This is a genomic window from Anabaena sp. 90, assembly GCF_000312705.1.
GTDB lineage: Bacteria > Cyanobacteriota > Cyanobacteriia > Cyanobacteriales > Nostocaceae > Dolichospermum > Dolichospermum lemmermannii.
This window is the reverse complement of record NC_019427.1, coordinates 4,082,036-4,108,999: the sequence shown is the minus strand read 5'-3', so window position 1 is coordinate 4,108,999 and position 26,964 is coordinate 4,082,036. Positions and strand designations below refer to the sequence as shown.

The window sequence follows — 26,964 nt, the reverse complement described above, 5'->3', positions numbered from 1 at the left end:
TTATTAATACTAAGTATTTCAGATGACAAGAATTATTACCAAAGACAAAACTACTTAATTTTCTGTTTAATGAAAGTCACCACTTGATTAAGCTGTTTTTTCAAGTTGTCAATTTCTCCTTGCATCTTGACAATTTTATCATTTAGTAATTTGATGTCAGCAGATGAATCTACACCATTAGCAGCAGCAGTGGCTGGAACTAGTTGTTGATTTGCAGAACTAACTGGAGGTGTATTTAAGGCTGAACGGGGAATTTTCGACTTCACCATTGCTGACTTAATAGCTCCAATGAGTTGCTTTTGATCAAAAGGTTTACCCAGAAATTCAAAATATTCAAATGGTTCTACAAATTTTTCCGTTACCTCTTCCTTGCGGCCTGACATGATCACCAAGGGAATTTTCCGTAACTCTGGTTGAGCTTGAATATTCTGGAAAACCTCCCAACCACTCATTTTCGGCAGTAGGAAATCCAGCATGATCAAGCTGACTTTTTCCTGACGCATCAGATTGTATCCTTCCAACCCATCCTTTGCCTCAATTACCTCAAAATTACCCGGAGCTAACATTTCCCGTACTTTTACCCTGACAACGGTAGTGTCGTCAATAACTAAAATTTTGTTACTTGCCACAACTGATTACTCTCCTAAAAATTTTATGTTTAGATGGCTGGTTGCCCACTGCTTTTAAGAATTCTCTCGCTATATCTCAAATTTATGTAGATTGGGGAAGAGTATTTTCTAAGACAAATTCTCAAAATGCAAGTGTTGTATGAAACTTTTACTGACGTTTTGATCAATTTGTACCATATTTGTCTAAACTACACATTTTTGAACTTTCTCCTCCCCCTATTCCCTATTCGCTACTATATGAATTCTCCACAACAAGTTGATATCAAGTCAGAAATTATGACTATGCCTAGCTGGTTGCGTCGCCCTCTTGGCAAAGCTAGTGAAATCTCTACTGTCCAACGTATCATTAAGCAACGACAAATCCACACAATTTGTGAAGAGGGGCGTTGTCCAAATCGGGGTGAATGCTACGCCCAAAAAACGGCAACTTTTTTATTAATGGGTCCAACTTGCACTCGCGCCTGTGCTTTTTGTCAAGTAGATAAAGGTCATGCCCCAATGGCTTTGGATGAACAAGAACCCCAAAAGGTGGCAGAATCAGTACAACTTTTAGGGTTGCGGTATGTGGTATTAACTTCTGTAGCTCGTGATGACTTAGCTGACGGCGGAGCAGGTCATTTTGTCAAAACAATGGAAACTATCCGCCACCTGAACCCTGAAACTCAAATTGAAGTCCTGACATCAGATTTTTGGGGTAGTGGGGGTGCAGAAGTTCAACGTCACAGCCTAGCGATGATTATTCAGGCTCAACCAGCTTGTTTTAACCATAATGTTGAAACAGTCCGCAGGTTAACCCCAACCGTGCGCCGAGGGGCAAAATATGACCGCTCCTTGGCTGTATTAGCGACAGTTAAAGAATTGAATCATCAGATTCCCACAAAGTCAGGTGTGATGGTGGGACATGGAGAAACAATAGAGGAATTAATTGAGACAATGGCGGATTTACGATCTGTAAAATGCGATCGCCTCACCATTGGCCAGTATATGCGTCCTTCTTTAGAACATCTACCCGTCCGAAAATATTGGACTCCAGCCGAATTTACCGAACTGGGCAATATAGCCAAGGAAATGGGATTTAATCACGTCCGTTCTGGTCCCCTGGTTCGTAGTTCCTATCACGCCGGTGAGGAATAGGGGTAGGGGAGTAGGGGGAGGGGGAGTAGGGGGAGGGGGAATAGGGGTAGGGGAGTAGGGGGAGGGGGAGTAGGGGGAGGGGGAGTAGGGGGAGGGGGAGTAGGGGGAGGGGGAGTAGGGGGAGTAGGGGAGCATGGATATAAATTTCTTTATTTACTTCTTTCTTCCTCCTGACTCGGTGACTCGGTGACTCGGTGACTCGGTGACTCCTGACTCCTGATTCCTTACAAAAACATTTTTAAAGAATTTGCAAAATTGGCGCGTGAGTTTGCTATTTCTTAAAAAGTCACTAAATTAGGAGAACCGCTTATGACTGCTAAGAGCAAACCTGCTGCTAAACCTTCCTACGTTTTCCGTACTGGTTGGGCATTGCTACTTTTAGCTATTAACTTTTTAGTAGCAGCTTACTACTTCCACATCATTGACTAGTTAGAAGTAGGCTGGTGCTGCTTAAATCGTACCTTTAAATAAACCCTTGGGGCGAATAAGCAGCACCAAAATCATGATTAATAGGGCTACACCTTGCTTATACTGTGAGCCTAGCCAAGGGGTGCTAACTTCTTGGGCAATACCAATAATAAACGCTGCGGCGATCGCTCCGTAAGGATTGCCAATTCCGCCCAAAATCACTGAAGCAAACAAAGGTAAAATCAAAAACCAACCCATATTTGGACGCACGGCGGTAATTAGCCCGTACATACTGCCACCTAAAGAAGTAAATGTCCCAGCAATTACCCAAGTCCACAAAATTACTCTATCAACATTAATACCAGAAACTCTAGCTAAATCTAAATCATCAGCTACTGCCCGCATTGCCTTACCAATTTTGGTATTTTGCAGCAAGTAGTGAAGCGATAAAATCGCCAGAATCGCTAATCCCAGTACCAATAATTGATTTTGCGGTACTTTTAATGTCCCAAATTCTAAAGCCGGAATCACAGGCAAATTATAATTTTGGTTTTTACCTCCCCAGAGAAAAATAATCCCATTGCGGAGAAATAAAGCCAGACCGATAGAGATAATAATCAGAGTTGTCGCACTAGCACGGATAGACCGCATTTTTGACCACAGCAACTTTTCTGCTAGTAACATTCCTCCCACAGTTCCCAAGGTAGCCACAATCATTGACAGCCAAATATTTAGACCCATACCATTGACCATAAGGGTTAAATAAGCTCCCAAAGTGAGAAAATCACCGTGGGCAAAATTAGACAACCGCAAAATCCCATAGGTTAAGGTCAGTCCAACTGCTGCTAGGGCGATAATGCTACCTACAGCAATACCGTTGATAATTAATTGAGCAAATTGTTGTATATCCATAAATATGAAGTTACGTTGACACTCTGCGGTCTAAAGACACGCAGATTCTTTAAGACTTGCTTACTTAAAAAGGATAGTCAATTATCCTCCTAGACGCTCAAGGCAACTACCAGTACGACAGGTATTGCAATTGCGCTTACTTTTGATTTTTTTTTGCTGCTTTTGTGAGTCCATCAATTTTTAATGTTAAACGCTCCATGATTTACCATTGCTTGTTTACCCAGGCTACAGCTATGCCGAGACGAGATAAATCAGGGGTTTCTCCTTAATAAAACACTTCTTTGCGCTGATGGTTATTCCTACTTGCTAATTAATTCTATCATGTCACCGCGAATAAATAGAGCCTCCGGCACGCTCCGCGAACGCCGTTGGCACTTCCTCCACGCATCTATTGCCAAGTGGCTTCCGTGCCTTTCGTTCTATTTGGTGAAATTATTGTGAATTTTTGAAGTTGCTATTCAGTCAGAGGGAACAGAAAACTTATGTAGTGCGGGCATCTTGCCCGCTATATATGCAGGGGAAACGCATCTAAATCTTATTGACAAAATACCTCTGGCGAGAAATCCAGGAAAAAGGGTTAAGCAATTACGAGTTTTTCTCCTTTGAGCATCCGCGAAGCTGCTTCTAAAAGTGCTTCTTCTAAATAGGGTTTAGTAAAGTAGCCACTAGCCCCAAGCTGTAGCGCCATTTGTCTATGTTTATCAGCACCACGAGAGGTAAGCATAGCAATAGGTAGCTGGTCAAAAGAACTATCTTTTTGAATCCGTGAGAGAAATTCTAGTCCATCACAACGAGGCATTTCGATGTCACAGAAAACGATATCGCAAGGTAAACCGGAACGAAGTTTATCCCAGGCTTCTTGTCCATCACGGGCTTGTTCTACACGATATCCAGCTTTTGCAAAGGTCAGAGATAAAAGTTGTCTAACTGTGATCGAGTCATCAACAATTAATACTGTTATTTCTACCTTATCAGCGAGTGGGATGTCTATTGAGGATAAACCTGAGTGCTGCCAATTTCCACCGATATGTTTAGAAATCTTACCTTGGAAGATATCAATAATTTCCAATACGTCAGCGATAGGCATAATCATACCATCGCCAAGAACTGTAGCACCAGCTATACCACTGGGTTTAGGTGCTGGACCTTCAAATTGCTTAATTACAATTTCCTGTTGACTCAGAATTTGATCAATTTGTAAAGCAATCATTGTATTCCCTGAGCGGACAATGATTACAGAAATCAGATCATCATCTTTTTTAGTCCCATAGAAGTTCCCACGGGTAAGCTGACGATTAAAAACTAAGATGTCTTTTAAAGGTTGGAAGGGGAGGTTAATATCTCTCCAGACAATAAATGATTGTCCCTCAGCATCTTGCTGAATGTTTTTGGCTGTGATACTTAGAGTATCCTCTACACCATCCATGGGAAAAGCGATTCTGGTGCGATCACAGATGCAGAATAGGGCTTTACAAATACTCAGAGTCAGTGGCAGACGAATTGTAAAGCTAGTTCCTTGACCTAGTGTGGAGTCAGTCCCAACTGTCCCGCGAATTTCGCTGATATCGTTTTGGACGACGTTCATGCCCATACCCCTGCCTTTGATATCGTCTACTTCATCGGCGGTACTGAAGCTAGGGAGGAATAAAAGTTCATAGGCATCTATCCGAGACATGGTTTGTGCCTGTTCAGGGGTCAGGATACCTTTTTTAACCGCCTTGTTTTTAACTTTTTGATGATCAATACCAGCGCCATCGTCACTGACAGAAATAATGGTTTGGTTTCCTTGTTGTAAGGCGCGAATATTAATGATACCTGTGGGTGATTTACCCGCTGCTTGCCGGATTTCTGGGGTTTCAATGCCGTGGGCGATCGCATTATTGACCATGTGAGTCAAAGGATCTGTCAGATGATCTAAAATCATCTTGTCAACCAGGGTATCAACACCTTCTGTGACTAACTCTACCTGTTTGCCATATCTAATGGCATTATCCCGCACTCCTCGCCTTAATCGATCAACAGCTTGGGCAAATGTCACCATTCTGGCTTTTGTTAGTCCTGCTTGTAGCTGGTTAGTTGCTTGGCGTAACTGTCGGGCTACCTGTTCTGTTTCTTCGGTAATAAAGTCAATATCACTGGCTGACTCCCGGACTCGCACGATGAACTGAATCATTTCTTGCGCCAGGATATGAAAAGGCGTAAATCGATCCATTTCGATTTCGCTGAACCCACGATTATGGGAATTGTCCGATGAATCATCATATTCTCTAGAGCGGCGAGTGGAGAGAAGAGAGGATTCTACGAGCGATCGCTCGTAGTATTCCTGCATCCTCATTCCCACATCGGAGAGGTGCTGCACCTGAAGCAATAGGCTATCTAGTGCCTGTCGTAGACGTTCATGATCCTGCTCTAAGGTGTTGCGATTTACCACCAACTCCCCAACCAAGTTACTCATATCATCCAGTTGTTTAACTGGAATTTTGATGCTTTCTTCTTTTATCGTCCGTCGAGTCATGGGACGGGGGATTTTACTTGTAGAAGTTTTTCTTGATGTTGCTGATGAGTTAGATATTTTTTTATCAGCCTGTTCTAACAAGTTTTCTAATTCACTAAATTCATCTTCTAGTCCTAAGAGGTTGTCCTGAGCTTGTCGAAGGGGCAAAAAAGTATTTTGAGACTTAACTACAGTAGGTTGAATAATTATTGGTGGCTGTGAACTAATCTTTAGTCCATTATCTTCATTCTCACTCAGCAATGCTTCTAATGCTGCAAAATCTTCATCTTGAATAGATTCCTGACGGGTACTTTCTTCTGGGAATGCGGACAAAAATGCTTCTATTGCCGCAAATTCATCTAGTAAAGATAGTTCTACCAGAGTTGCGCTGGCAGGTTCATCTAAAAATGCTTCTATTGCCGCAAATTCATCTAATGAAAATTCTTCTCCATTTGCCAACTCTAATTGTGGAGAAGTTTCACCCACTACAGAAATATCTGTTTCTGGTTCTGTGGTTACATCTCCAAAATCACCAAATAAATTATCTTCAGTTTGCGTCTGGCTATCAGTATCTGATGTGAAAAATAAATCAAAAGATTGTTCTTGTGCTTGGGAAATCAGATCAAACTCTTTTGTATCTAAACTATTATTTGTAGCTGAAAGCTGATTTTTGGGAACAATCTCAACTGATGCACTAAATAAACTTTGCTCTAATTCTTTAGCTATATCTTGATTAACTGAAGTAGTAATTTCTGAGTCTGTTGTGTCCAGATCATCCCAGAAGTTATCTAAATTATCTATTGAATTAGCAAGATTAGTTGTAATTTCTGATGTTCCAAATAAGTCATCAATTTCATTTGTTAGCGGTGGTGGATTCTTTGCTACTTCTACAAACAGATTATCTAATGATAAACTTTCTGGTGCTGATGGTTTTATTTTTGATGTTTTTATGGTTGTAGGAATAATTTTTGCGGAAGAATTAGCATTTTCATCTGCCTGATCTTTTGCGTATTTATCCTCCTCTAATAACAAATTATCAAAACTGATTTCAGAGGTGCTGGCTATTTCTGAGAGGGCAATATTTTCTGCTTCAGTTATTTCAACTATAACCGACAATTCATCGTCTTCAGTGAATGTCAATAATTCTTCTAACTTATTAGTGTTAGTTGCCTCATTTTCAGGATCAAGCTGGTGAGATTCTCTAGAAACTGAGATTAATTCTGTGATAACATTATCTGAGGGGAATTGTAAATCTGGACTATTGTCCAACAGATTACCAAATTCTAATGGTTCTAAATTTAGTTCTGTTGTGTCTGTAAATAAAGTTTCCTCAAATTCCAATAACTCGAGTTGTGGGAGAGGAAACAGAGTTTCTAGCTGTTGACTAATCGCAATTTTTGCATCTTGATTTTGAAGAACTAATTCTTGAGCCTGTTTAATTTCAGTAATAATAATTTTGGCTAAAGTCAGATAACTATGATCAGGATTAGATATGGCAAGGGCTGCCGATTCACACAAACTACACCAATTTGATAAATTTAAGTCTCTACCAATTTTTACTAATTGATGGCAGCATTCTTGCAAATTTTCGCGGGAACGCCCTAAGTTAGTTTGTTTAAACTGTTGCAGCATTTCCCGCAGAATTTCTAATACCTGCCCTTGAAACTCTGTCCAATCCTGATTTTGTCTGGTTGTTATAGGTGATTTCTGGATCTGGGGAATCACAGATATTGGTGGTTGGAGATGATTGTGATTAAGGTTGTCTACTCCATTATTTCCTTGCTTTAACAGTGTTTCTATATGCTCATTCAGCCATTGCATGACTGGTTCAGTTTTAAGCATCAAAGCTTGAGCTTTTTCTGCTGATAAACCAAAGGGATTGCCAAGACTGTCTATCAGCGCTTTTAATGTATCACAGACATTCAGTAGTAAAGATTCTAACCTTTGGTCTACTTGAATAGGATGCTCCTTCAGAATCTTGAAGCAATCCTCAAGTCGGTGGGATGTTTGCTGAATACTACTCAGACCCAACATGGCCGCACCACCTTTGATGGAGTGGGCTGCACGGAAGACTTCATTAATCATTTCTGAATCTTCCAGGGTACTTTGGAGATTCAGTAATCCTTGTTCAATAGTGTTTAGGTGTTCCCTGGCTTCTTCGAGAAAGTAACCTAAAATCCGTTGTTGTTGTTCCGGCTGCATAGTGAGTTAAATAGGGTTGTTAGTTGTCAGTTGTCAGTTGTCGGTTGTCAGTTGTCAGTTGTCAGTTGTCAGTTGTCGGTTGCCAGAGGTAAGATTCTGTATTACCAATTACCAATTACCAATTACCTATTCCCTGTTCCCTATTACCTATTCCCTGTTCCCTATTCCCTTTCACCTTGATTCAGTGGTTTCTACTCGGAAGCGTTCCACGGAGGCAATCAAGTCGCGGGATACTCCCACTAAATGTTGCAATGCTCCAGAAACCCGCTGTGCTTCTTGAGAGGTTTCTTGAGCCGTTAGTTCCACAGATTGCATTACTTGTGCCACAGCACGAGAAGTTTCCGTTTGTTCTACGGTATCACTGGTAATTGATCTTACCAAAATATCAATATGATCGGCTACTTGGATAATATTGTCTAGCGATCGCTTGGCTTCTTCTGCTAATCTAGTTTGATGAATTACCTGTTGTGTCCCTTCTTCCATAGCTGTCATAACGGAGCTAGTTTCGCTTTGAATTTGCATCACGATTTGCTCAATTTCTTTTAAGGACTTAGCAGATCGATCTGCCAACTGTCGCACTTCATCAGCTACAATAGCGAATCCTCTACCTGCTTCTCCCGCTCTTGCCGCTTCAATACTGGCATTAAGAGCTAACAAATTGGTACGGGAAGCAATTTGTGAAACTATGGCAACAATAGAGTTAATTTCTTGGGAAGATTCCGCCAATCGTTTCACTTTTCGGCTAGTTTCTGCGACTGTTTCCCGAATTTCCAAAATCCCTACCACCGTATTTTCTACCGCTTCTCCCCCTTTCTGAGCGATTTTACTGGCTTCACGGGCTACAGTTTCCGCTTCCTTGGCTGCTTCTGCTACCCGTTGGATGGAATCAGTCATGACCTGGACGGAATTCAACGTCACAGCTAACTCTTCTGCTTGTCGTAAAGCATCCCCAGATAAGGCTCTAGCAAAAGTTTCGGAATTGGTTGAACCTTTGGTCACATCCCGTGCCGCCACTTTTACCTGTTGGACAATATCCCGGAGATTTTGAATTGTCAGGTTAAAGGCATCAGCAACCGCTCCCAGTACGTCGGCTGTGACTTCGGCTTGAACTGTCAAATCTCCTCTGGCTGCTCCTTCTACGTCATCCAGAAGGCGAATTACCTGACGTTGCAGGTTTTCTTTAGCTTCTTCCATCTCCATGGCTTTGCGTTGGGCTTCATTCGTAGTTGTGAAAATTACCCTAGCCATATCATTAAAGCCAGTGGCTAAATAGCCTAATTCATCTTGTGAATAGACTGTTGCTTCCACATTCATATTGCCTTGACGGACAGAATCAAACTGACTTTGCAGATCCTTAGTAGTCCGGCGAATTTGTTTGAGAGTGAGATTACTCATAAACCCAGCGGTAGCTGCACCTGTAGCTCCTGCGGCTAAGGCCATTAACCAACCTGTATTTCTCACGGATTCCCGTTGTTGAGCCGGTGAAATTGAAATTGTCACCGCGCTCACAATAGCTACACCCACTAGTGATACTAAGCCGACAGTTCCGGCTATCCACCATTGTTTTTTATCGAGGGAGGCGTTTTCAAAGGGTCCAAATAGGCCTTGGTCAAAGGCTACATTGGGTTCTGTCTTCGCCACCTCTGATTGGGTAAAAACAGGAACTGCTTCTTGAGCGCCAGTAATTGTGAATAGTTCTTGATCACGATGACTGCGATCTTGATAAGCATCGCTTTCTTGATCATTGAATGAGTCATCAACAAATTGATTTAGCGAATTTCCCCGACTATCTGGAGATTCTGACAGCATTCCCCCATCGCCAAAACTGCTATCTTCAGTGAGATCAAATCCTGGTCTATCACCGAGATCATCGAATTCATCAAAGTCGTTTAAAAACTCTATATTATTCTTATTACTGCCTCCACTGGAGATATTACTAGTATCTTTAGTGGAAATAAAGGTTTCAGCCCCTAAATCTCCTTCATTCTCTGCCCCAAAAGCAGATTCAAACGCATCTAAGTCAAAACTATCATCATCAAAGTTATTTTTTGCTGATGAAGAGTTGAAATTAAACTGCCGTTGTGGTGGCGCAGAATTGTTGGTAAATGATGCCGATATTGGTTGATCTTGATTGTTGTTGATTGCCTGTTCGTTAATCTCTAAATATGTATCGTTTTGGCTGAGGGTTAAATCTTCAAAGTTATCATCCATTAAGTCGTCTATATCTTCCCCCATCAATATCTCAGTCTGATTTTCAGAGTCATAATCAAGGGATAATTTAGTTGCTGCAAAAGGTGAATAGCTGCTGGAATCATCACTAATTGCTGAAGTTTCATTAGCTAAATTGTGATTAATAACAGCCTGATTATCACCGCCAGAAATATCTTCTTGCCAAAAAGGTGGTAACTCTAATTGACCTGATATTGGATCACTGGTGAGATATTCGGTAGGTACACCAAAGGGATCATCACTCATGACACCATCTAAGGCATTGCTGTCAAATTCCATACTATCTGGATGACTTGCGAACGGATTATGTTCTAGAGGATCTAGGGGTGGTTCATATTCTGCAAAGGAGTTCATTTCCACACTGCGGCTATGCAAATTCCCCATCATCCCTAAATCCAAAGATTCTCCAGTTGTCACCAGACCATGAAATGGAGATTTATAATCACTAAAAGGCTCTGTATACTGATCTATAGTTGCAATACAATTATTAACAAGACGAATAACTTCTTCTTCGCTTGTTAAATACAATACGCTTTGGTAGCTATCTTTAGCCACATCGTATTGTTGCAACATATAGTATGTATGTCCCTTTAACAAATGTAAGTTAGGGTCAGTTGGTGAATTTTGCACCAACTTATCAATTAATACCGCGGCTAATTCATAGTCTTGTTGCTCATAAGCTATTCTTGCCCGATCATAAGTTAGCTCTTGATTGTCTATACGTGCTTCCATATCCTCCCTCCCTAGTTCATTCTGCCCACCGCGCACTTCGCAAAATTGCTATTTGATCCAGTAGTCGTAAATATTTTTTTTCTTTTTCTGTATCAAATAACCACTCTCCCCGCAAAAACGGAGCCATAGCATCTGGTACGTTATTTTGTGGCTTTAGATACTGTACATCAAGCCAGTCCATCCCACAAATTTCTTCTACTCCTAAGCCTACTATCGTATCTTGATCTTCAATGGCAATGACAGGGATTTCTGAGCAATCCGTGTTTAATGGGGTTGTTTCACCGAGAAATTGCCCCAAATCAGCCACCCAAATCAAGCGTCCCCGTAAATTTAGCGTTCCTAAAAGTAAGGGAGATGTATTAGGAATTGGTGTAATCCGATCAGGACTAAGTTCAATTACTTCCCGAATTCCCATAGCTTGTAATGCAAATTCCTGACGTGAGGGCAGATAAAACCGCAAATGCAACTCACCTTGGGGACTTTCTAGTTGTAATTCGGGACGGAATTGATCTTGCTCACTTCCATTTAAAAAATCTGGTTTGTTAACCATATTATTTTCATCCTTGTCCTCGCAGCAGTTGTTTGACTGTTCCTACCAACTCGATTGGTTGAAAGGGTTTAGCTATATAGGCATCTGCCCCTTGTTTCATCCCCCAATAGCGATCGAATTCTTCACCTTTAGAAGAACACATGACTACAGGAACATTTTGGGTTTTAGGATCAGATTTTAAGCGCCGACAGAGTTCATAGCCATTCATGCGGGGCATGACAATATCCAAAACCACCAAATCGGGAGGTGCTTTGTGAATGGCTTCTAAAGCTTCTGCGCCATCGCTTGCATGAGTAACTTCTAAGCCACTAGCTTTCAGAAGGTCTGTCATCATCTCTCTTTGGACGATACTGTCCTCAACAATTAGAATTGTGCTCATAAATGTCTATTTACCTCCTGATTTAGACTTTCCCTTGAGGAAAATAATTTGCTCTCATGACAAAGATGAACTGTATAAATTAAGTTTATTGTTTCACTACTTTACCGTAGATGGAAGTTGGTTAGACAACTATTTTATTCTTGTGATAACATCTTTTAGCCCATCTTGCACCCAATCAGCAAGTCTTCTATCCTATTTGTACACCTGAACAATAATCTAAATTGAGATATTGCTCTATCAGCATTAGCAATTCTTGATCTGTAAAGGTTTAGTCAGATAATCAGTTGCCCCTACCATCCTGGCACGAACACGATCAATAAGTCCATCTTTGCCAGTCAGCATAATAATAATTGGTACAACCCGAAAGACTGTGGAATGCCGCAGCATGGCACAAATCTCATAACCTTGTAATTTTAGGATTGATGCTATCGTCTCACAAATCACTAGTTGGCAATAGACAACTTGTCCGACTTTTCAAACACCCTCTTATATTATACAATACAGAGACAAAGTAGATCAAAAGGATTGACGGTGTGCTGTATTTAGCAGAAGTACAAAAACCGAAGAGTGGGTTACTTGGTAGTGGCAAAAGCGCACTAAAACTAATCGCCTGTCAACGTAATGACCAAAATTGGAGTCCAATACCGAACGAAATAATTATTGCTGATCAAGCAAGTAAATTAAATGATCGTGCATTGGTACTGGTGGAATTGAGTCCGAATCGTCTAGTACAGCGGATTCAGGATGCAGGTCGTCCATTGGTAAATATTTTGCAGAATTTTTCCCAACAAGTGCAAAAATTTAAACTCAAAGAAGAGGAAATTGATCAGTGGAAACAGTCGCTGATGATCCAGGCTCAGGAACTGAATCGTCGAGAAACCGAGATGGAATTCCGTTGGGAGCAAGTACAAAGATTGGAGCATGACTCTAAACGGATAGATACACATAAACATTTATTTGATACATCTGGTACAGAGATTGATCGATTACGGACAGAGGTTGAAAGTAATCACCGGGATTTAGAAGGGGCTTGGGAGCATTTGCGATTTGAACAGAGTCGCTTGGAGGAGATAAGTTTAAATTATCAAAAGTCTAAATCTGTAGATCAAGAGCGCAATCGAGTCCTGAGTGATTTACTTGATCGCTTATCTAGTCAAACTACTCCCATTGACACAGTTAAGGAAAGTCTTAATTATGCTTTTGAATTTGCAGATCAGCAACAGGATGCTTTAAATCTACATTGGCAAAAGTTGGAAATCCAACGTCATTCAGCTAATCAGCAGCAAAAGGAGGGAGAGGAACTGATGCAAAAGCTGTTTGGTTGCCAAAATGAATTGCAAAAGGTACAAAATTCCTTAGCACAACAAATTACTCAGGTGCAATTGAAAACAACAATAGTTAATAGTAAACAGGAATTAACTACGATACTCAAACAGCAGCTAGGAACGGAGGAGGAGTTTTACCAAAAGCTACATCATTTGGCAGCTAACACTGAAACTGAAGTTCCTAAATGGGGAATTGATGTAGCAGCCTTGCAGAAAATGCCTCTGAAGGAATTGGAGCAAATGGTGCAAAATTGGCAGGAGAAGTTAGACAGGGATTCTGATTTTGTGCAAGAACAAGAACAGGAACTTCAATACAAGCAAAAATTTATAGAAGAACTTCAGGAAAAAATTGTCCATTCCGCTGGGGGAGAACGGGTAAATTTAGAATTAGAATTAGCTGATGAACGGGATCTTTGCCAGATGCTAAACGAAAGTCTAGTTGGGCAAAGACGCAATTTGATCGGACAGCAAAAAACTCTCCAGCAAAAACAAGTTGTATTGTGGCAAAGACAAGGGATTGCGGTTGTCAGTGAGGGTGAATCTAGTAATTTAGAATCAATGGTTTTGCAACTTGAAGCCCAAAAACAGCAAAAATCTACCCAAATCCAGAAGCTAGAGGATGATATGGTGGAGATGCTGACTACTATCGTCGCAGATCAAGAGACAATTGATCATCAAACCCAGGAAGTAGAAGCAAAGCGTCAGGAAGTCAACTCCCTAGAGGAGCAATTACTAAATTTACGAATAGCAACTGCTGAATGCTGGGGGAGAGTTAATCTTTATCAAGAAGCTCTGCAACATATTCAGGATGCTCTTGATGGTTTACGGGATCAATTACAAAATATTTCTGAATCTTTAACTCAAGTCCAAGCAAGTGGTAATTCTCAATTTCTGATTGTTACCCAGATGCGTCAAACTCTCCAGAGTTTTATGAGTCTAACTCTCTCCCAGGGGTAAGTAACTAGTACCGCAGGGCGGAAGTCAAAAGTCAAAAGTCAAAAGTCAAAACGAAGACAGTATAGGCTTTTTAACGATTTAGAATGGTTGGTTTATTTATGCCGTGTTGTACTAGTTGCTTATTTGCTCATTTTTCTTAATGGATGCTACGGATACAGATCCTTCTTTTTTTGATTAAGTTATACTCAACACGGCTTAATTATTTGATTTAAGCGGGTAGGGGTTTAGCATTGCTAAACCCCTACAAATCTAGGTTTTTCGTGATTTTACAAAAGTCCATGTCCCAACCGTTTTGAGTATATATAAATCCAGTCACCTTGGACTATTGCTGTCCAATCTCCGGGAAAAGGATCTGTTCGGGAACGATTGGGGGCTGTGATTAAGGCTGTGATTTTTTCAATGTGTTCAAAATTAGGGGCATCAGGAAGTATTTCTTGAAGTAGCTGACGCATGACCCGACGTTGTAAAGCTAGGGGTACTTTTTTTAATAAACAGCGGTTTACCTTTAAATTACCTTTCTCGCCCTGTACTGAGGCTTCTAGCCGCAACTGATGGGCTGTTTGTTCCAAATACTCTACCTCTGCTTGTAGAAGTTCGGCTGTTTGCGCTAAATTTGCTTCTACTTGGGGATTGAAATTCGCTTTTAAATAGGGGATTAATTCTTGACGAATGCGGTTTCGCGCATATTGTAAATTTTGATTGGTGGAATCTTCCCAAATTGGTAAATTAAACTCTTGACAAAATTGCTCTGTTTGGGAACGGTTAACTTCTAATAATGGACGCACTAACATGATATTGTCAGTTAGGGGACGTTGCCAAGTTAAAGCTTGTAACCCATCAGCACCAGTACCACGCATTAAATTGTATAGTAAAGTTTCCGCGCGATCGCTGGCAGTATGTCCGGTAATAATATATTGATAGTTATAAGACTGGGCGATTTTTGTTAAGGCCTGATATCGCCAATTTCTGGCTGTGGCTTCACTGTTAACAGGTTGATTAGCTATTTCTAAATAGAAAGGTGTGTGCCAAGTTTTCGCTAAATTTTTAACATGATGAGCATTAGCTTGGGAGTCTTCGCGCCAACAATGATCACAATGGGCTATGGCTAGATTCCATCCCCATTTGGGTTGTAGATCTAATAGTAATTTAATTAAGCATAGGGAATCTTGTCCACCCGATACTGCGACTAATAGCTTTTGATTGCGCTCAAATAGATTACGGGCGCGGATAGTCCGATGTATTTGGGCGTGGAGGGGTGTCCATGTCATAATAGATATTTAATCAAAGGTAAAAAGAGAAACCCGCCAATCACACATAGAACAACGACGAAGAGAACTTTCAAGCCTATACCTAATGTAACTTCCATAGCTAGTAAAGTCAGAAAAACGAAATTGAGAGCAAAGCTGAAGAAAACAATTGGGATAGGGAGGATAACTTGTTTTTGACCAGCTTTAATTTTTTGGATGAACCGCAAAATTTTTTGTGTATTTTGTGGTCTATTTTTTGGATCATGCTCCATTAAATAATCAATTAAATCTTTAAATTCTTCAGAAATTTCTGGGGCTTTATCTTGCCATAATAACTTTCCGGTTTGTCTATCTCTTTGAAAGTTATCGTATCCAGGATAAGTTCCTGTGAGTAAGTGCAGAAATGTCCGCCCTAAGGAGAAAAAATCAGATGTATAATCTACCTCTTTACCGGCTTCTTGCTCTGGTGAACAATAGCCTAATGATCCCACTATTGTAGCCGGAATAGTTTGCTTTTGAATTTTTTGGATAAATTCTTTAACAATACCAAAATCAATTAATACTAATTGACCATCAGGTTTTAACATTATGTTATTTGGCTTAATATCCCGATGTAAATAGTTCTGACTATGAACATGAGATAGAATCAGGGTCAATTGTTCTAGCCATTCGATAGCTTGTTGGCTATTAGGAATTTTGTAATTTTGTTCCAACCATTTACCCAAATCCTGTCCAGCAATTTTCTCCATGACTAAACCATGTAAAGCTTCCGGGGTGTGAGGACATTTAAATTTAATGTAAGCATCCACTTCTACGCGGGGAATTCCCGGATTATTTAATTGTTGTAATACATTAAACTCTTGTTTAAAAAGTCCCAAGACTTTATCACTTGATTGGGTTAAAATTTTAATGACTTTATGATCATTCATTAACCTATCTTCTACTTCAAAAGTTTTACCAAAACCACCATCTCCTAATTCTTGCAGAACATGATAACGATTATGGATAATATCTCCAGGTTCAATCATAGCTTTCTCTCTTTTGGGTTAATCAACTACTTATTTATTTTAGAATTCTTGATCATTTGTTGACAATCTAATTTTGTCAAATCATAGTTCATTGGGACAAATATTGCCCCAGATATGGCACATTTAGTAGGGATAACACGAACTATTTGAGAAGTGTTTTCTATCATATCTCCATCATTATCAAAAGAGATAGTTCCTGAAGCTCCTCCTGTTACCTGTTTTATATTGTTTAATTGCTGCTGTATAGCCAATCTTTGGTTTGGCAAACTAGCAGATATAGATACTTTTTCTAGAGCTTTTGTCAAAACCAAAGTAGCATCATAAGATATTCCGGTTTGAACACCTATGTTAGCAGTTCCCCAAAGTTGTTTAGCTCTTTGAATCATCTCTTTATTAGGACTAGATAAAGGATGCCAAGGAACGACTATTAAAAGTTTTTTGACATTCTGTTTATAGAGTATAGTCTCATCATATAGAGTCGAGTATCCTGCCATTGGCAGTTGATCTTCATTGACATCTATCAGGTTTAAAGTATTTTTAAAACTATAATGATTAACTTTACCATCAGGAATGAGAATCAGTGCTTTTGCCCCTTGCTGCCTAACTTCATTTAAGATTTTACGGGGCATAAATTTAGATATAGATATATCTTGTTCAATTATCTTACTTGCACCTAATTGGTTACGAAATTCTTCAAAAGCAGATTGACTAAAAGTGCTGTTTGGATTGTAAAAAACAGCTACTTTTTCTTTAATAGCTAATTGTGATAATTGCAATTGCTCAATTAATTTAGGAATCTGAAGTTTCACACTGGGGATAGTCCGAAATAAGAAGTTTGGTAAAACTTTCTTACCGGAAAAAAGACTTTTTCTAGCAGCCGTAGCAGGAGCAATAACAACAACTTTGTTCTTTTGATAAACAGGTAAAGCTGCTTTAGTTACTTCAGATGTATAATGTCCAATGACTGCGATTACATCATTTTTAGAAAGCAGATGTTCAGCTAATTTATCAACTGTGTCAGGTTTATTTTCATCGTTAACAACCAGAATTTTTAAACCTGGATTTTTAGGATCTTTGTTGAAATCTTCTTGAAATTGTGCTGCACCTCTTAACAAGGCTTCTGCTATACCTCTAGCATCCTGATTAATAGGAATAACAATAGCAATAGTGTAACTTTTTTTGCCTTGTTGCATCAATTTGGCATTGTTGAGGTAGATTAAAATTTCTGGATTATTTTGATTATTAAGTCTCTGTTTAGTAAAAAAATCAACAGCTTTTTTAAAGTTACCTTGTTGAAACAATGGAAATTTATTTTTTGTAAAGAGACTTTCTTCTCCACAAGATAAATTGTCATTTAACTCAAAATCTTTACACCAATTTTGAGAAAAAATATTTATCAATAATTGCGGATTAAAAATCAAATATATCCAGGAAGAAAAACTAAGTATCAAGATTATTAAAAATAACCATTTAGCTAAAATTGGATATTTACGGATTTTTCTGGAAAAATTTGTCATTTTAGTCATCTTTTTCAGGGAAACGTCTTTTAATATATTTAATAAGTAAAGGATGCACAATACAAAAAGTTGGTAATCTTTGGCTATCATCCCTTGCAATTAACCCATCTGTACATAATTTATCTATGGCTTGACCAATTTTTGCTTGAGAAATAGAGGGAAATAATTGATAAATTTCAGGAAGTGACATTGGTTCTGTTTCATAAACTAATTTTCGCACGATATTGAGTTCTATATTTGATAAACCAGAAATATGTTTATCAAATAAATCAGTTATGACATCATGAATAAAAAATGTTCCTTTGAGAAAGTCATCAATTTCACCATTATAATTATTTTGAATATGTTGAGCAGCAAATTCTAAAGCTGATGGATGTCCTTGATATTGTTTAATAAGTCTTTCTCGTCCCTTTTCTGACAATTTAAAATTCTTCAATATGTATTGAGAATCTTGATTATTTAAACCAGTTAATGTTAATTCTCTAACTCTGGATCTGTCCACAATATCCATTTGTTGATGTGTTTGTAAACTGACAAATACTACGCAACTTTGATGTTCTAATGTTGCAACAGATTTTAAAAGTTTTCCATAGTTAGAATAGTTTATTTTTTGCTGATCTTCTGATATTTCATCAGTTGCCATTAGTTTTTCCCAATTATCAAAAATCAGTAAGCACCGATGTTGATTTAAGAAAGAAATTAGGCTAAGAATTCTCTGAGATATATTTTTTTTATGGGGATTTTCTTCTAAATTATTAGCTGAAAAATATGATTCTATATGAGTTAAAAAATCTTCTAAAAAAGGGGAATATTCAAGCTTCTTCCAGATAATATAATCAAATTTATCTTTAACTTTATCCACAAACTTTCTTAATAGTGGTGTTTTCCCAATCCCACCCATACCAAAAACCCCCACCAAAGGACAGTGTTCGTTAACTATCCATGTTTCTAACTTAGATAATTCTTCTACACGGCCATAGAAATCTTTAGGAACTGGTGCTTCCCGTAAATCTATCCGTAATAAATTGTTTTCTGTGTCTTCCTCAGTACCAGGATGTTCTAAAAGTCGTGGGAGAGTTAAGAAGCAATTCTTTTTGCTAACTTTTCTATCTGTAACTTGACTGAGGTATTTAAATAGATCAGGACCCGTATTGTTTTTGATAGTGTCAACAGCATAACCGAGATTATCCATATTGGCATAGGCGATATTTTGCAAAGAATATTCTAAAATCGCTTCTTGACAAGCATTTAAATGAAAATCTATGCCTTTTTCACGCTTTACCCAATCCTTTAATCCTCTAATTATCTGTTTTGTATCCATGGTCTAGTTCTCTCCTGATATCCTGTTCTGGATTGTATCTTAATTTGCCATAACTTTATTAGTTTTATTAGTCTTTATTAGCTAAATACTGATTAGTTAATTGTATTTACAGTTACATCTAATATTGAGATACTTGATTGTGTAAGGACAAAAAAGAGGTTGTTATGGCTTATCAAGATAATTCAGTAATTTCACTAGCAGAAGTTGCTAACGTCAACAGACAGTATAATATTTTGCAGGTAATATCAATACAATCACTGCAAGGGCAAAATATTTGGTTTACACAGAGTCATCAAGGAGATGAGGATGATGATCCTCTAGTTCCTCCTAATTAATTGAGCGGATATTATTTGTCTGGAGAATTAATAATTCTCATCGCTTCCAACTTACAAATTTCTAATTCTGGTAATTTACAATGGGCTTTTTTAAGTTCTTGATCATGGGTATAAAATTCTATAAAATTTCGCCATGATTCTCTAGAAGCTTGCCGATTTCCTTGTGCTGCTTGGACTTGTGCTAATAAGCAATAAGCTGGAGCATAATTGTTTTCTAATTCCAGACAAATAAGTAAATGTTGGTGTGCTTGTTCATAAGAATTTTGCTGAAAATATGCCCAAGCAAGATTTTTGTGTAATGAAACTTTAACTGTGTCATCTTTCACCTTTGACAAAATTGGTTCAATAATTTTCACAGCATCTGCACTATTTCCTTGGAGAATTTGCAACCGAGCTAAATTATTAATAGCAGCATCAGCAGCGCGGTTTTGATATTTAATTGCAATCTGATAATGATGACAAGCATCATCTAAATTATCTAACTTTTCGTAAGTTGCCCCTAGATTATAGTGAGCAGAACCATGATTTTTATTTAATTCCACTGCTAATTCTAGATAAGATGCAGCAATTATAAAATCATTACTCAGGTAGCTTTCATGTCCTAATTGATTTAGAGATTTAGCAATTTCTTTTTTTTCTTTTTCACTGAAATTCATGCGTCTTAGTACCTTTTTTAATTCCTCTGGAACGGGTTTATGAACTGATAGTAAATACAAGATAGATTTAGTAATATCTTCATGATCTTCATCTTCTGTTTTTGCTAGTTCTTTTGTCCATTTAGATTGACTATCAGTTAATAACTCTGGTTTATATTTAGCAAACAATCCAACCAAGTCTGAGCGTTTGTAACGACGACTATCAGCAGGTTCATTATTCAGTCCAAATTCGTAACATATTCTTTCCACATACTTTCTCACGGATGCTTCTGTAATGTTCATCGCTTCGGCTATATCCATATCTGTATGGCCTGAAAGTATTTTCTGCAATACGTTTTTGCGGTTTTCTGTGAGGTTATAGAATACGCGTTCAAACTCTTGTTGATTCATTCTTGATTTTAATTGCATCAGTTATATATTCACGATTGTGGCTATTTTACAGTAATTTAACATCAATTATGCTATGTGATTATTATCACTTAGGCAAAGGTGATAGTTAAGTACGTGATCTGAAAATTTAAATCTCTGTTATGGGGTTGACACCTGTAAGTAAATATGTCATACTTGTGCTTAATAGATATGTCACCGAATAGAAATATCAAATTTTGTGACATAGCTGGGGGGGAAGAAATGCTTTTAACAGACTTTACTGGTATCGCAGCTAAGGTCACTTTTACACAGTCTCTAACTCAAAATAATTTCGTTTTTCAGGTTGAAAATTAAGGTTTACCTACATCATGAATAAACACAAGTGCTTTTTAGGGTTAGCTATATTAGCTACTTTAGTCACGACTCCTGCTCAAGCGGAGGAAGTTTCTAGGAAAGCGGCCGACTTAATGTCCCAAAATTCTAACTCGACTGATTCAGTAGATCAAAACACTAATAATACTCAACCAGTCAATACCCTAGCATCCACATATAACAGTGGTGATACCGATTCTAAGCTGCCTGCAAGTAATTACTTTTATTTAGGTGCAAGTGTGGGTCGGGGTTTTCCAAGTGATGTAAAGCTAAAAGGAAAAGCCACAGATGCTGCTACAATCCAACTTTTGCAGAATGCCAACATCCCCAATGAGATTGAAAATGAGTTGAGCTTATATCCTGGCTCTTATTGGAATATAGCTAGTGGTTATCAGTGGAAAAATGCTCGTGCTGAACTAGAAATTGGTAGTGGTGCTTTTGGCAATGATGAGTTAAAAAGCGTTAGCGCTGGGGGAGTACCTAATGATCAGAATCAGAATCCACCCACTTCAGGAGTTGGCAAAATCAATTTAACTACCGCCTTTGTGAATGGTTATTACGATATTGCTACTAGGTCTAAATTTCGTCCCTACCTTGGCGCTGGTATAGGCTTGGGTTTTATTAGTGATCAAGATAATGGACTCAACGGGTTTGATTATGGCACATCTTTTGCTTATCAAGGAAAAGTAGGTGTTCAGTATGAAGTCGTCAAAAAGGGTAATGCCTTCGTTGAATTTAGATACGTAGGTTTGACTGGCTATACATCAAAGAAGAATAATACAGAAACCGAAATTGGTTCCATTAATTCCCCTGCTGTGAGCGTTGGTTATCGGCAAGGTTTTTAATCGTTAATTGCATATTGTGGGGTGGATCAGATTCACCCTACAAACTTGCTTTCATTAATCGAATTCTTTGCATAAATATTTTTATATTACACAACAAAGAAATAATAAACTACACATACAGATCGGTTGATTCCATGTTTGCTAAAAAAATGAGGTATCAAAGATATGAATTTAAAGCAGGCTATTTCTGTTTGGTTCATTAGTAGCTGTTACTTGTGATTATTTAGAACAGTGTTCATCTGTTGATGTAGAATTTATTGAATAAAAATTCAACCACAATACCACATTAGTTATTACTTCTATTTTTCTTCAGAATAAATGGCGTTTTCACCATCACATCTGTATTCATCAACTGATCCCAAAACCGAAAATAAAGACCATAATTACAATTAAACTTGTGATGATGAAGAGTATGGTGAGTTGGAGTAATCCAATTTTTCCCCCAAAAACCACGCATCCAGGAACGGGGATAAACCTCATAACCTGTATGATTGACAACGCCAAATATCGTCATTAATGTTAGCAATAAAATGATCATACTAATGTGAATAGGAATAATAAAAACCAAAATAGGAATAATAATTGCCGTTATCATACTCTCAACGGGATCAAAAGAAAAAGAAGTCCAGGGAGTAGGGTTAATAGATTGGTGATGCACCTTATGAAAGCGGCGATATATGCTAGGAATATGTAACCAGCGATGAGTCCAATAAAAATAAGTATCGTGGATAAATAAATATATAAACAGACTTACTGGCAAATAAACCCAGCCATATTGGATAGGATTTATATAAACTTTTGTTTGTCCTAATGCGATCATTTCCATGATAAAAGCACTGGGTAAAGCAAAAATAAGACAGGAAAAGAGAGACCATTTGATTTCGCTTTTCATTTTACTCTTCCGTCTATCCAGATCATGAAGACGACGAACTTCCCAAGACTGGGGACGACGAACCCAAAGTAACCAATAAAGCAGCGAAGACACAATCAGGTATCGTGTCGAAAGAACGAAAAACATAAACAAACTGGAGATACCAAATTGCGTCAAATTAGGGAGCATAAAGGCTGGTTATGTATTTATAAAACAACATGAATTATTATAGTTCTTTCTTTGCGCCTTTGCTCCTTAGCGTCTTTGCGCGAACCCCCCCCTCTCAAAAGAAAAGGGGGAAAATGAACTTACAAAAACCAACCGTAGGAATGTAAACCCTTACCCAAAAGATTCACACCAAGATAACAAATCCAAACTACAACAAAACCAGCAGCGGCTAAAATTGCAGGTTTTCTACCTTGCCAACCGCGAGTTATTCTAGAATGCAGATAAGCGGCAAAAACTAACCAAGTAATTAACGCCCAAGTTTCCTTAGGGTCCCAACTCCAGTAAGAACCCCAGGCTTCATTAGCCCAAACACCACCGGCAATAATCCCAATTGTGAGGAGAGGAAATCCCAAACCAATGATGCGATAGCTGATATTATCGAGGGTTTCAGCTAAGTTGAGGCGTTGAGGTGAAAGAATTTCAGTGGTTTGAATAGGAGTGGTTGTGACTAAATCCAAAACCGCAGTTCCAGTTCCGTTGTTATTACTTTCAACGCGAGAAAAGCCATTAGTTTCCGCAGAGGGTGTAGATGTAACTAACTCACCAGCTTTAAGTAGTTTATAGCCATTACTCCGATAACCGCCATTACCAAAGGAACTACCTTGTAATTGGATATTTTGGCCGCGAGTAACAATTAAAAATGCGATCGCTAACAATGCGCCTACCATCAAAGCGGAATAACTCAACATCATGACACTGACGTGCATCATCAGCCAATTAGATTTCAAAGCCGGAACTAAAGGCTCTGATACCTGCATATTTGATGGTAAAGTTAGAGTAGCAAAAGCAGCAATGCACATCGCTACAGGTGCAGTCACAACTCCCACCAAACGACTACGACTGCTATTTTCGGCAATTAAATGGACAGCAGTAATTCCCCAAGTCAGGAAAAATAAAGACTCGTAGAGATTACTCAGGGGAAAATAACCCGCTTCGATCCATCTTGCCCCTAATAAAGTCGCCATACACAAATTAGCGATCGCCATACCGGCTGTTCCCAAAGCCGCTGTCACCGATAAACTCGGAAAAGCCGCCCCCACCCAATAAACCAACATCGTACAGAATAAGACAGCAAAAGAGGCATTATCTAGCCAGTTCTGGAGTACAACCAGATTCATAAACACTTCTCTCCAAATTCCGATTTCCTTGATCCTAACTGGTTTTGGAGATTAGTCATTGGCAAGATTAACCTTCATAATTCATAGCGCCCAGATATTTAGTTAAAAACCGAGATGTGTAGGGGTTTAGCAGTGCTTATTGGTGTCAACTTAAGCTACGGATGCGTTATTTGTTTGGCTTCCACACCCGCCCAGAAATGAATTTCCGGGCTAATAGCTAAAGTTTACTAAAGTAAACTGAGGATTTAGACAATTCTTAGTCATCTTCAGATGACTTTTGCTATTAGACTGGGAATTCATTCCCAGGCGGGCTGCTAAAGCCCTACTATGTAATCACACGATTAAGACGTTTTGAATATAAATTAGTCCGTGAGTTGCCCAAACTTACTCACGTTTAGATATAATTTATTATAAGAACAGTATCAAATTAATATCACAAAAATTACCTAAAGTTATGAAACAAAGGTTATTTAGTCAAGGGTGGATAGGGTTGACGCAAATTGTCACTCTGGCTTCCCTGACAGCATTAACGACAATTGCGACAATCAACCAACCCAGTTACGCTGAAAGAACTCTGGTTGAGAACCGAAATTTTAAAATTGATATTGATTTTGATAAGATCAATACCTCTAGTGCGACTGTCAAATCTGGAAGAAATTCCGGTATTCCTATTAATATTTTAATTCAACTGTCTCAAGGTTTATCTGAACCACCAAAGACGACAAAACAAAAAGCTGATGATTTCTTAGTTCAGGCTGCGGATAAGTATGAAATAGGAGATTATCGCGGGGCAATATTAGCTTATGACGAAGTAATTCGCCTTACTCCTAATAATTCTGAAGCTTTATTCTATCGCGGTATGGCTTATTATAATTTAGGAGATAATCAAGCAGCGATACAAGATTACAACCAAGTTCTCAAAATTAATCCTAACGATGCCAATGCCTACATCAATCGAGGAAATCTTCGTGATGCTTTAGGAGATAAACAAGCAGCGATACAAGATTATAACCAAGCTCTCAAAATTAATCCTAACTATGCCGAAGCTTACCTCAACCGGGGACTTACCCGTGATGATTTAGGAGATAAAAAGGGAGCTATAGAGGATTACAACCAAGCTCTCAAAATTAATCCTAACGATGCCGTGTCCTACCGTAACCGGGGAAATGCCCGTGATGATTTAGGAGATAAAAAGGGAGCTATAGAGGATTACAACCAAGCTCTCAAAATTAATCCTAACGATGCCGTGTCCTACCTCAACCGAGGAAATCTCCGTGATGCTTTAGGAGATAAACAAGCAGCGATACAAGATTATAACCAAGCTCTCAAGATTAATCCTAACTATGCCGAAGCTTACCTCAACCGGGGAGTTGCCCGTGATACTTTAGGAGATAAACAAGCGGTGATACAAGATTTCAACCAAGCTCTCAAAATTAATCCTAACTATGCCAAAGCCTACTATAACCGGGGAAACGCATACGCTACTTTAGGAGACAAATTTCAAGCGATATCTGATTTTCAACAAGCAGCAAAAATATATCAACAACAGGACAAAAATGAAAATTATCAGGATGCTTTGAATAGAATTAGGGAATTACAACAATAGTATTTTTGTCAGAATCAGGATATCCACCGATTTAAGGATTAACAGGATGTTTAATTGTAATTGAATAATAAAATTTTGATAATTTTCTATTATTCTCACAGTTAATTTCTTCTTTGCGTCTTTGCTCCTTTGCCACTTTGCGCGAAACATAGCACACCGAAACACACGAAAAGAATGTTAATTTCATCCTGAAAATCCTTAAATCCTGGATATCCTGATTCTGACAATTAACATACACGGATACACCAAGAGAATATTATTGTTAAGACTCACCCTTTAGTCAAAAAGTCATTTTCCCCCCAGTTAGGGTTGATTATGACACAAATTTGACATTAAAAGTCTATTAGTTTCCGCAACTGCTGTAGATGTAACCTTTCTCTGGTTTTGGAGATTAGTGATTGGCAAAATTAACTTTCATAATTCATAGCGCCTAAATATTTAGTTAAAAAAGGCGAAAAAACCTCATAAATCAAAGTCAGCGGTTGTCCATGATGCCAAAACAAATAATGGCGACCCCAAAAAGGCCCCTTTTCTTGAAAACCCGACTCTAACGCTTCTGAGTTACCATAATAAATACCTTGAACATCTCTATATAACTCAGTTCGTAACCGCGCTAAACTTGCCCAAATCGGCAAAGACTTGTTTTGTAAATACTCATCTACATGACTTGCTTCCCACCAAGAAGCAGCATAATATAACCGCTGACCGGAAGCAGTTCTGACCCAAACCTGTCGGCGCACTCTTGGGCCCGGTAGCATCTGCATCATAGTTGGTGCATTATCAGTATTCATGCCAATTGCTGACATATCAATTACATCTACCTCCGTTGGTTCACCCGTCAATAGTTGGACGTGTCGAGTCGGAGAACCATCACCCAAAAGCAATAATTGCCAAGTAGGAGCTAACTGACTGTGAGGTAACCCGCGTTTAATAGCTTCCTCCCCACCTTGCCAAATGGGAGTTAGACAATGCCAAGCGCTGGGTAAGATTAAATCATTTGTGGGATTAAAAGTAGTAGTCAATGTTCTTTACAAAAGTTTATATATATTTCTATGAATAGCACAAAAACCAGCATCACTAGAAGAAGCTGGTCAATCATTGGTTATTGGGAAAATTCTTTCCATCTCTTGTTCCCTGTTCCCTGTTCCCTGTTCCCTAAAAAATGTAAACCCGCTGCTATAATCATTTTTCTGACATAACAGCGGGTTATTTACATTCAAAAATGCGGATGGCGAGACTCGAACTCGCAAGGGCTATGCCCACACGCACCTCAAGCGTGCGCGTATACCAATTCCGCCACATCCGCGCGGTTTTGAACACAGATTAGAGTATAACATAAAAAAATCTCTCAAATACAATATTTTTCCAATATTTCCCAAATATTTTTTGAATGGGTATGAGACTAACAGAAATATAGTTACAGCACAAGTCATATTAAGAGGTCTAGCAAAGATGCCAGATAATCCAATAGTCTGCTAAGAATGAGGTTTGGGAATCTCC

At 38.6% G+C, this 26,964-nt stretch carries 21 protein-coding genes, 1 tRNA gene and 1 pseudogene; 7 read left to right on the top strand and 16 right to left on the bottom strand.

What is annotated here, in order from left to right:
- Positions 1–50: 50 nt before the first annotated feature.
- Positions 51–629, bottom strand: coding sequence for a response regulator (locus tag ANA_RS17930; protein ID WP_015081433.1), 579 nt, complete (start codon positions 627–629; stop codon positions 51–53).
- A gap of 237 nt (positions 630–866) precedes the next feature.
- Here ANA_RS17930 and lipA point away from each other — a divergent pair, with 237 nt between their 5' ends.
- Both lipA and psaX read left to right on the top strand, forming a co-directional pair.
- Positions 867–1,763, top strand: coding sequence for a lipoyl synthase (lipA, locus tag ANA_RS17925; protein WP_015081432.1), 897 nt, complete (start codon positions 867–869; stop codon positions 1,761–1,763).
- 309 nt (positions 1,764–2,072) lie between these two features.
- Positions 2,073–2,192 (top strand): photosystem I protein PsaX, encoded by a 120-nt coding sequence (gene psaX, locus ANA_RS17920; RefSeq protein ID WP_015081431.1) that lies wholly within the window; start codon positions 2,073–2,075, stop codon positions 2,190–2,192.
- A gap of 21 nt (positions 2,193–2,213) precedes the next feature.
- On the opposite strand, the gene ANA_RS17915 is transcribed toward psaX, so the two are convergent.
- Positions 2,214–3,083: a branched-chain amino acid ABC transporter permease gene (locus ANA_RS17915; protein WP_015081430.1), complete on the bottom strand. Its 870-nt coding sequence runs from the start codon at positions 3,081–3,083 to the stop codon at positions 2,214–2,216.
- Positions 3,084–3,660: 577 nt separating this feature from the next.
- The gene (locus ANA_RS17910; RefSeq protein ID WP_015081429.1) at positions 3,661–7,779 is read right to left on the bottom strand and encodes a hybrid sensor histidine kinase/response regulator; all 4,119 of its coding nucleotides are present in this window, start codon (positions 7,777–7,779) and stop codon (positions 3,661–3,663) included.
- Between the two features lie 30 nt (positions 7,780–7,809).
- Between ANA_RS17910 and ANA_RS26145 the strand changes: the two genes are divergently transcribed.
- Positions 7,810–7,959 carry a hypothetical protein gene (locus ANA_RS26145; protein WP_174783505.1) on the top strand — a complete coding sequence of 50 codons (150 nt, stop codon included), beginning with the start codon at positions 7,810–7,812 and terminating at the stop codon, positions 7,957–7,959.
- Here the strand turns inward: ANA_RS26145 and ANA_RS17905 are convergent.
- From ANA_RS17905 to ANA_RS24880, 4 genes and pseudogenes are all read right to left on the bottom strand, one after another.
- Positions 7,951–10,740: a methyl-accepting chemotaxis protein gene (locus ANA_RS17905; protein WP_015081428.1), complete on the bottom strand. Its 2,790-nt coding sequence runs from the start codon at positions 10,738–10,740 to the stop codon at positions 7,951–7,953. The genes ANA_RS26145 and ANA_RS17905 overlap by 9 nt on opposite strands.
- 16 nt (positions 10,741–10,756) lie before the next feature.
- A complete protein-coding gene (locus ANA_RS17900) occupies positions 10,757–11,290 on the bottom strand; it encodes a chemotaxis protein CheW (RefSeq protein ID WP_015081427.1) in 534 nt (177 codons plus the stop codon).
- Between the two features lie 7 nt (positions 11,291–11,297).
- On the bottom strand, positions 11,298–11,669 hold the full coding sequence (locus ANA_RS17895) for a response regulator transcription factor (protein WP_015081426.1): 372 nt from the start codon (positions 11,667–11,669) through the stop codon (positions 11,298–11,300).
- A 187-nt stretch (positions 11,670–11,856) separates the two neighbouring features.
- Positions 11,857–12,080: pseudogene (locus ANA_RS24880) on the bottom strand (response regulator); the annotation flags it as partial.
- Between the two features lie 122 nt (positions 12,081–12,202).
- Between ANA_RS24880 and hmpF the strand changes: the two are divergent.
- Positions 12,203–13,951 (top strand): pilus motility taxis protein HmpF, encoded by a 1,749-nt coding sequence (gene hmpF / locus ANA_RS17890; RefSeq protein ID WP_015081425.1) that lies wholly within the window; start codon positions 12,203–12,205, stop codon positions 13,949–13,951.
- A 266-nt stretch (positions 13,952–14,217) separates the two neighbouring features.
- On the opposite strand, the gene tilS is transcribed toward hmpF, so the two are convergent.
- Genes tilS through ANA_RS17870 form a run of 4 tightly spaced genes read right to left on the bottom strand, consistent with a single transcriptional unit; the run spans position 14,218 to position 19,064 of the window.
- Positions 14,218–15,219 (bottom strand): tRNA lysidine(34) synthetase TilS, encoded by a 1,002-nt coding sequence (gene tilS, locus ANA_RS17885; protein ID WP_015081424.1) that lies wholly within the window; start codon positions 15,217–15,219, stop codon positions 14,218–14,220.
- Complete coding sequence (locus tag ANA_RS17880; protein WP_015081423.1) at positions 15,216–16,226, bottom strand: serine/threonine protein kinase; 1,011 nt, start codon at positions 16,224–16,226, stop codon at positions 15,216–15,218. The genes tilS and ANA_RS17880 overlap by 4 nt, the downstream gene beginning before the upstream one ends.
- Positions 16,227–16,252: 26 nt before the next feature.
- The gene (locus tag ANA_RS17875; RefSeq protein WP_041458133.1) at positions 16,253–17,752 is read right to left on the bottom strand and encodes an ABC transporter substrate-binding protein; all 1,500 of its coding nucleotides are present in this window, start codon (positions 17,750–17,752) and stop codon (positions 16,253–16,255) included.
- Entirely contained in the window at positions 17,745–19,064 is a 1,320-nt protein-coding gene (locus ANA_RS17870) for an NB-ARC domain-containing protein (RefSeq protein ID WP_015081421.1), read from the bottom strand. The genes ANA_RS17875 and ANA_RS17870 overlap by 8 nt, the downstream gene beginning before the upstream one ends.
- Before the next feature lie 164 nt (positions 19,065–19,228).
- Between ANA_RS17870 and ANA_RS26720 the strand changes: the two genes are divergently transcribed.
- Positions 19,229–19,399, top strand: a complete 171-nt coding sequence (locus ANA_RS26720; protein ID WP_158310553.1) for a hypothetical protein — start codon at positions 19,229–19,231, stop codon at positions 19,397–19,399.
- An 11-nt stretch (positions 19,400–19,410) separates the two neighbouring features.
- On the opposite strand, the gene ANA_RS17865 is transcribed toward ANA_RS26720, so the two are convergent.
- Positions 19,411–20,463 carry a LuxR C-terminal-related transcriptional regulator gene (locus ANA_RS17865; RefSeq protein WP_015081420.1) on the bottom strand — a complete coding sequence of 351 codons (1,053 nt, stop codon included), beginning with the start codon at positions 20,461–20,463 and terminating at the stop codon, positions 19,411–19,413.
- Positions 20,464–20,792: 329 nt separating this feature from the next.
- On the opposite strand from ANA_RS17865, the gene ANA_RS17860 reads away from it, so the two are divergent.
- The gene (locus ANA_RS17860) at positions 20,793–21,641 is read left to right on the top strand and encodes an acyloxyacyl hydrolase (RefSeq protein WP_015081418.1); all 849 of its coding nucleotides are present in this window, start codon (positions 20,793–20,795) and stop codon (positions 21,639–21,641) included.
- Positions 21,642–21,927: 286 nt separating this feature from the next.
- Here the strand turns inward: ANA_RS17860 and ANA_RS17855 are convergent, their stop codons facing one another.
- Together ANA_RS17855 and ccsB are read right to left on the bottom strand one after the other, a co-directional pair.
- Positions 21,928–22,626, bottom strand: coding sequence for a sterol desaturase family protein (locus ANA_RS17855; RefSeq protein WP_235081893.1), 699 nt, complete (start codon positions 22,624–22,626; stop codon positions 21,928–21,930).
- Positions 22,627–22,820: 194 nt separating this feature from the next.
- Positions 22,821–23,858 carry a c-type cytochrome biogenesis protein CcsB gene (gene ccsB, locus ANA_RS17850; RefSeq protein WP_015081416.1) on the bottom strand — a complete coding sequence of 346 codons (1,038 nt, stop codon included), beginning with the start codon at positions 23,856–23,858 and terminating at the stop codon, positions 22,821–22,823.
- Positions 23,859–24,312: 454 nt separating this feature from the next.
- Here ccsB and ANA_RS17845 point away from each other — a divergent pair, with 454 nt between their 5' ends.
- Positions 24,313–25,464 (top strand): tetratricopeptide repeat protein, encoded by a 1,152-nt coding sequence (locus tag ANA_RS17845; RefSeq protein ID WP_015081415.1) that lies wholly within the window; start codon positions 24,313–24,315, stop codon positions 25,462–25,464.
- 407 nt (positions 25,465–25,871) lie between these two features.
- Here ANA_RS17845 and ANA_RS17840 read toward each other — a convergent pair whose 3' ends face one another.
- Together ANA_RS17840 and ANA_RS17835 are read right to left on the bottom strand one after the other, a co-directional pair.
- Entirely contained in the window at positions 25,872–26,486 is a 615-nt protein-coding gene (locus tag ANA_RS17840) for a chorismate lyase (protein ID WP_015081413.1), read from the bottom strand.
- Positions 26,487–26,687: 201 nt separating this feature from the next.
- Positions 26,688–26,770 (bottom strand) — tRNA-Leu (locus ANA_RS17835).
- Positions 26,771–26,964: the final 194 nt, after the last annotated feature.

Excerpts from the sequence above, each read along its gene's own strand:
- ANA_RS17895 (WP_015081426.1), bottom strand. The coding sequence starts at position 11,669 with ATGAGCACAATTCTAATTGTTGAGGACAGTATCGTCCAAAGAGAGATG.
- psaX (WP_015081431.1), top strand. The coding sequence starts at position 2,073 with ATGACTGCTAAGAGCAAACCTGCTGCTAAACCTTCCTACGTTTTCCGT.
- ANA_RS17865 (WP_015081420.1), bottom strand. The coding sequence starts at position 20,463 with ATGCAATTAAAATCAAGAATGAATCAACAAGAGTTTGAACGCGTATTC.
- ANA_RS17870 (WP_015081421.1), bottom strand. The coding sequence starts at position 19,064 with ATGGATACAAAACAGATAATTAGAGGATTAAAGGATTGGGTAAAGCGT.
- ANA_RS17915 (WP_015081430.1), bottom strand. The coding sequence starts at position 3,083 with ATGGATATACAACAATTTGCTCAATTAATTATCAACGGTATTGCTGTA.
- ANA_RS17910 (WP_015081429.1), bottom strand. The coding sequence starts at position 7,779 with ATGCAGCCGGAACAACAACAACGGATTTTAGGTTACTTTCTCGAAGAA.
- tilS (WP_015081424.1), bottom strand. The coding sequence starts at position 15,219 with ATGACATGGACACCCCTCCACGCCCAAATACATCGGACTATCCGCGCC.
- ANA_RS17860 (WP_015081418.1), top strand. The coding sequence starts at position 20,793 with ATGAATAAACACAAGTGCTTTTTAGGGTTAGCTATATTAGCTACTTTA.
- ANA_RS17900 (WP_015081427.1), bottom strand. The coding sequence starts at position 11,290 with ATGGTTAACAAACCAGATTTTTTAAATGGAAGTGAGCAAGATCAATTC.
- lipA (WP_015081432.1), top strand. The coding sequence starts at position 867 with ATGAATTCTCCACAACAAGTTGATATCAAGTCAGAAATTATGACTATG.
- ANA_RS17875 (WP_041458133.1), bottom strand. The coding sequence starts at position 17,752 with ATGACTAAAATGACAAATTTTTCCAGAAAAATCCGTAAATATCCAATT.
- ANA_RS17905 (WP_015081428.1), bottom strand. The coding sequence starts at position 10,740 with ATGGAAGCACGTATAGACAATCAAGAGCTAACTTATGATCGGGCAAGA.
- ccsB (WP_015081416.1), bottom strand. The coding sequence starts at position 23,858 with ATGAATCTGGTTGTACTCCAGAACTGGCTAGATAATGCCTCTTTTGCT.
- ANA_RS17845 (WP_015081415.1), top strand. The coding sequence starts at position 24,313 with ATGAAACAAAGGTTATTTAGTCAAGGGTGGATAGGGTTGACGCAAATT.
- ANA_RS17880 (WP_015081423.1), bottom strand. The coding sequence starts at position 16,226 with ATGATTGAACCTGGAGATATTATCCATAATCGTTATCATGTTCTGCAA.
- ANA_RS26720 (WP_158310553.1), top strand. The coding sequence starts at position 19,229 with ATGGCTTATCAAGATAATTCAGTAATTTCACTAGCAGAAGTTGCTAAC.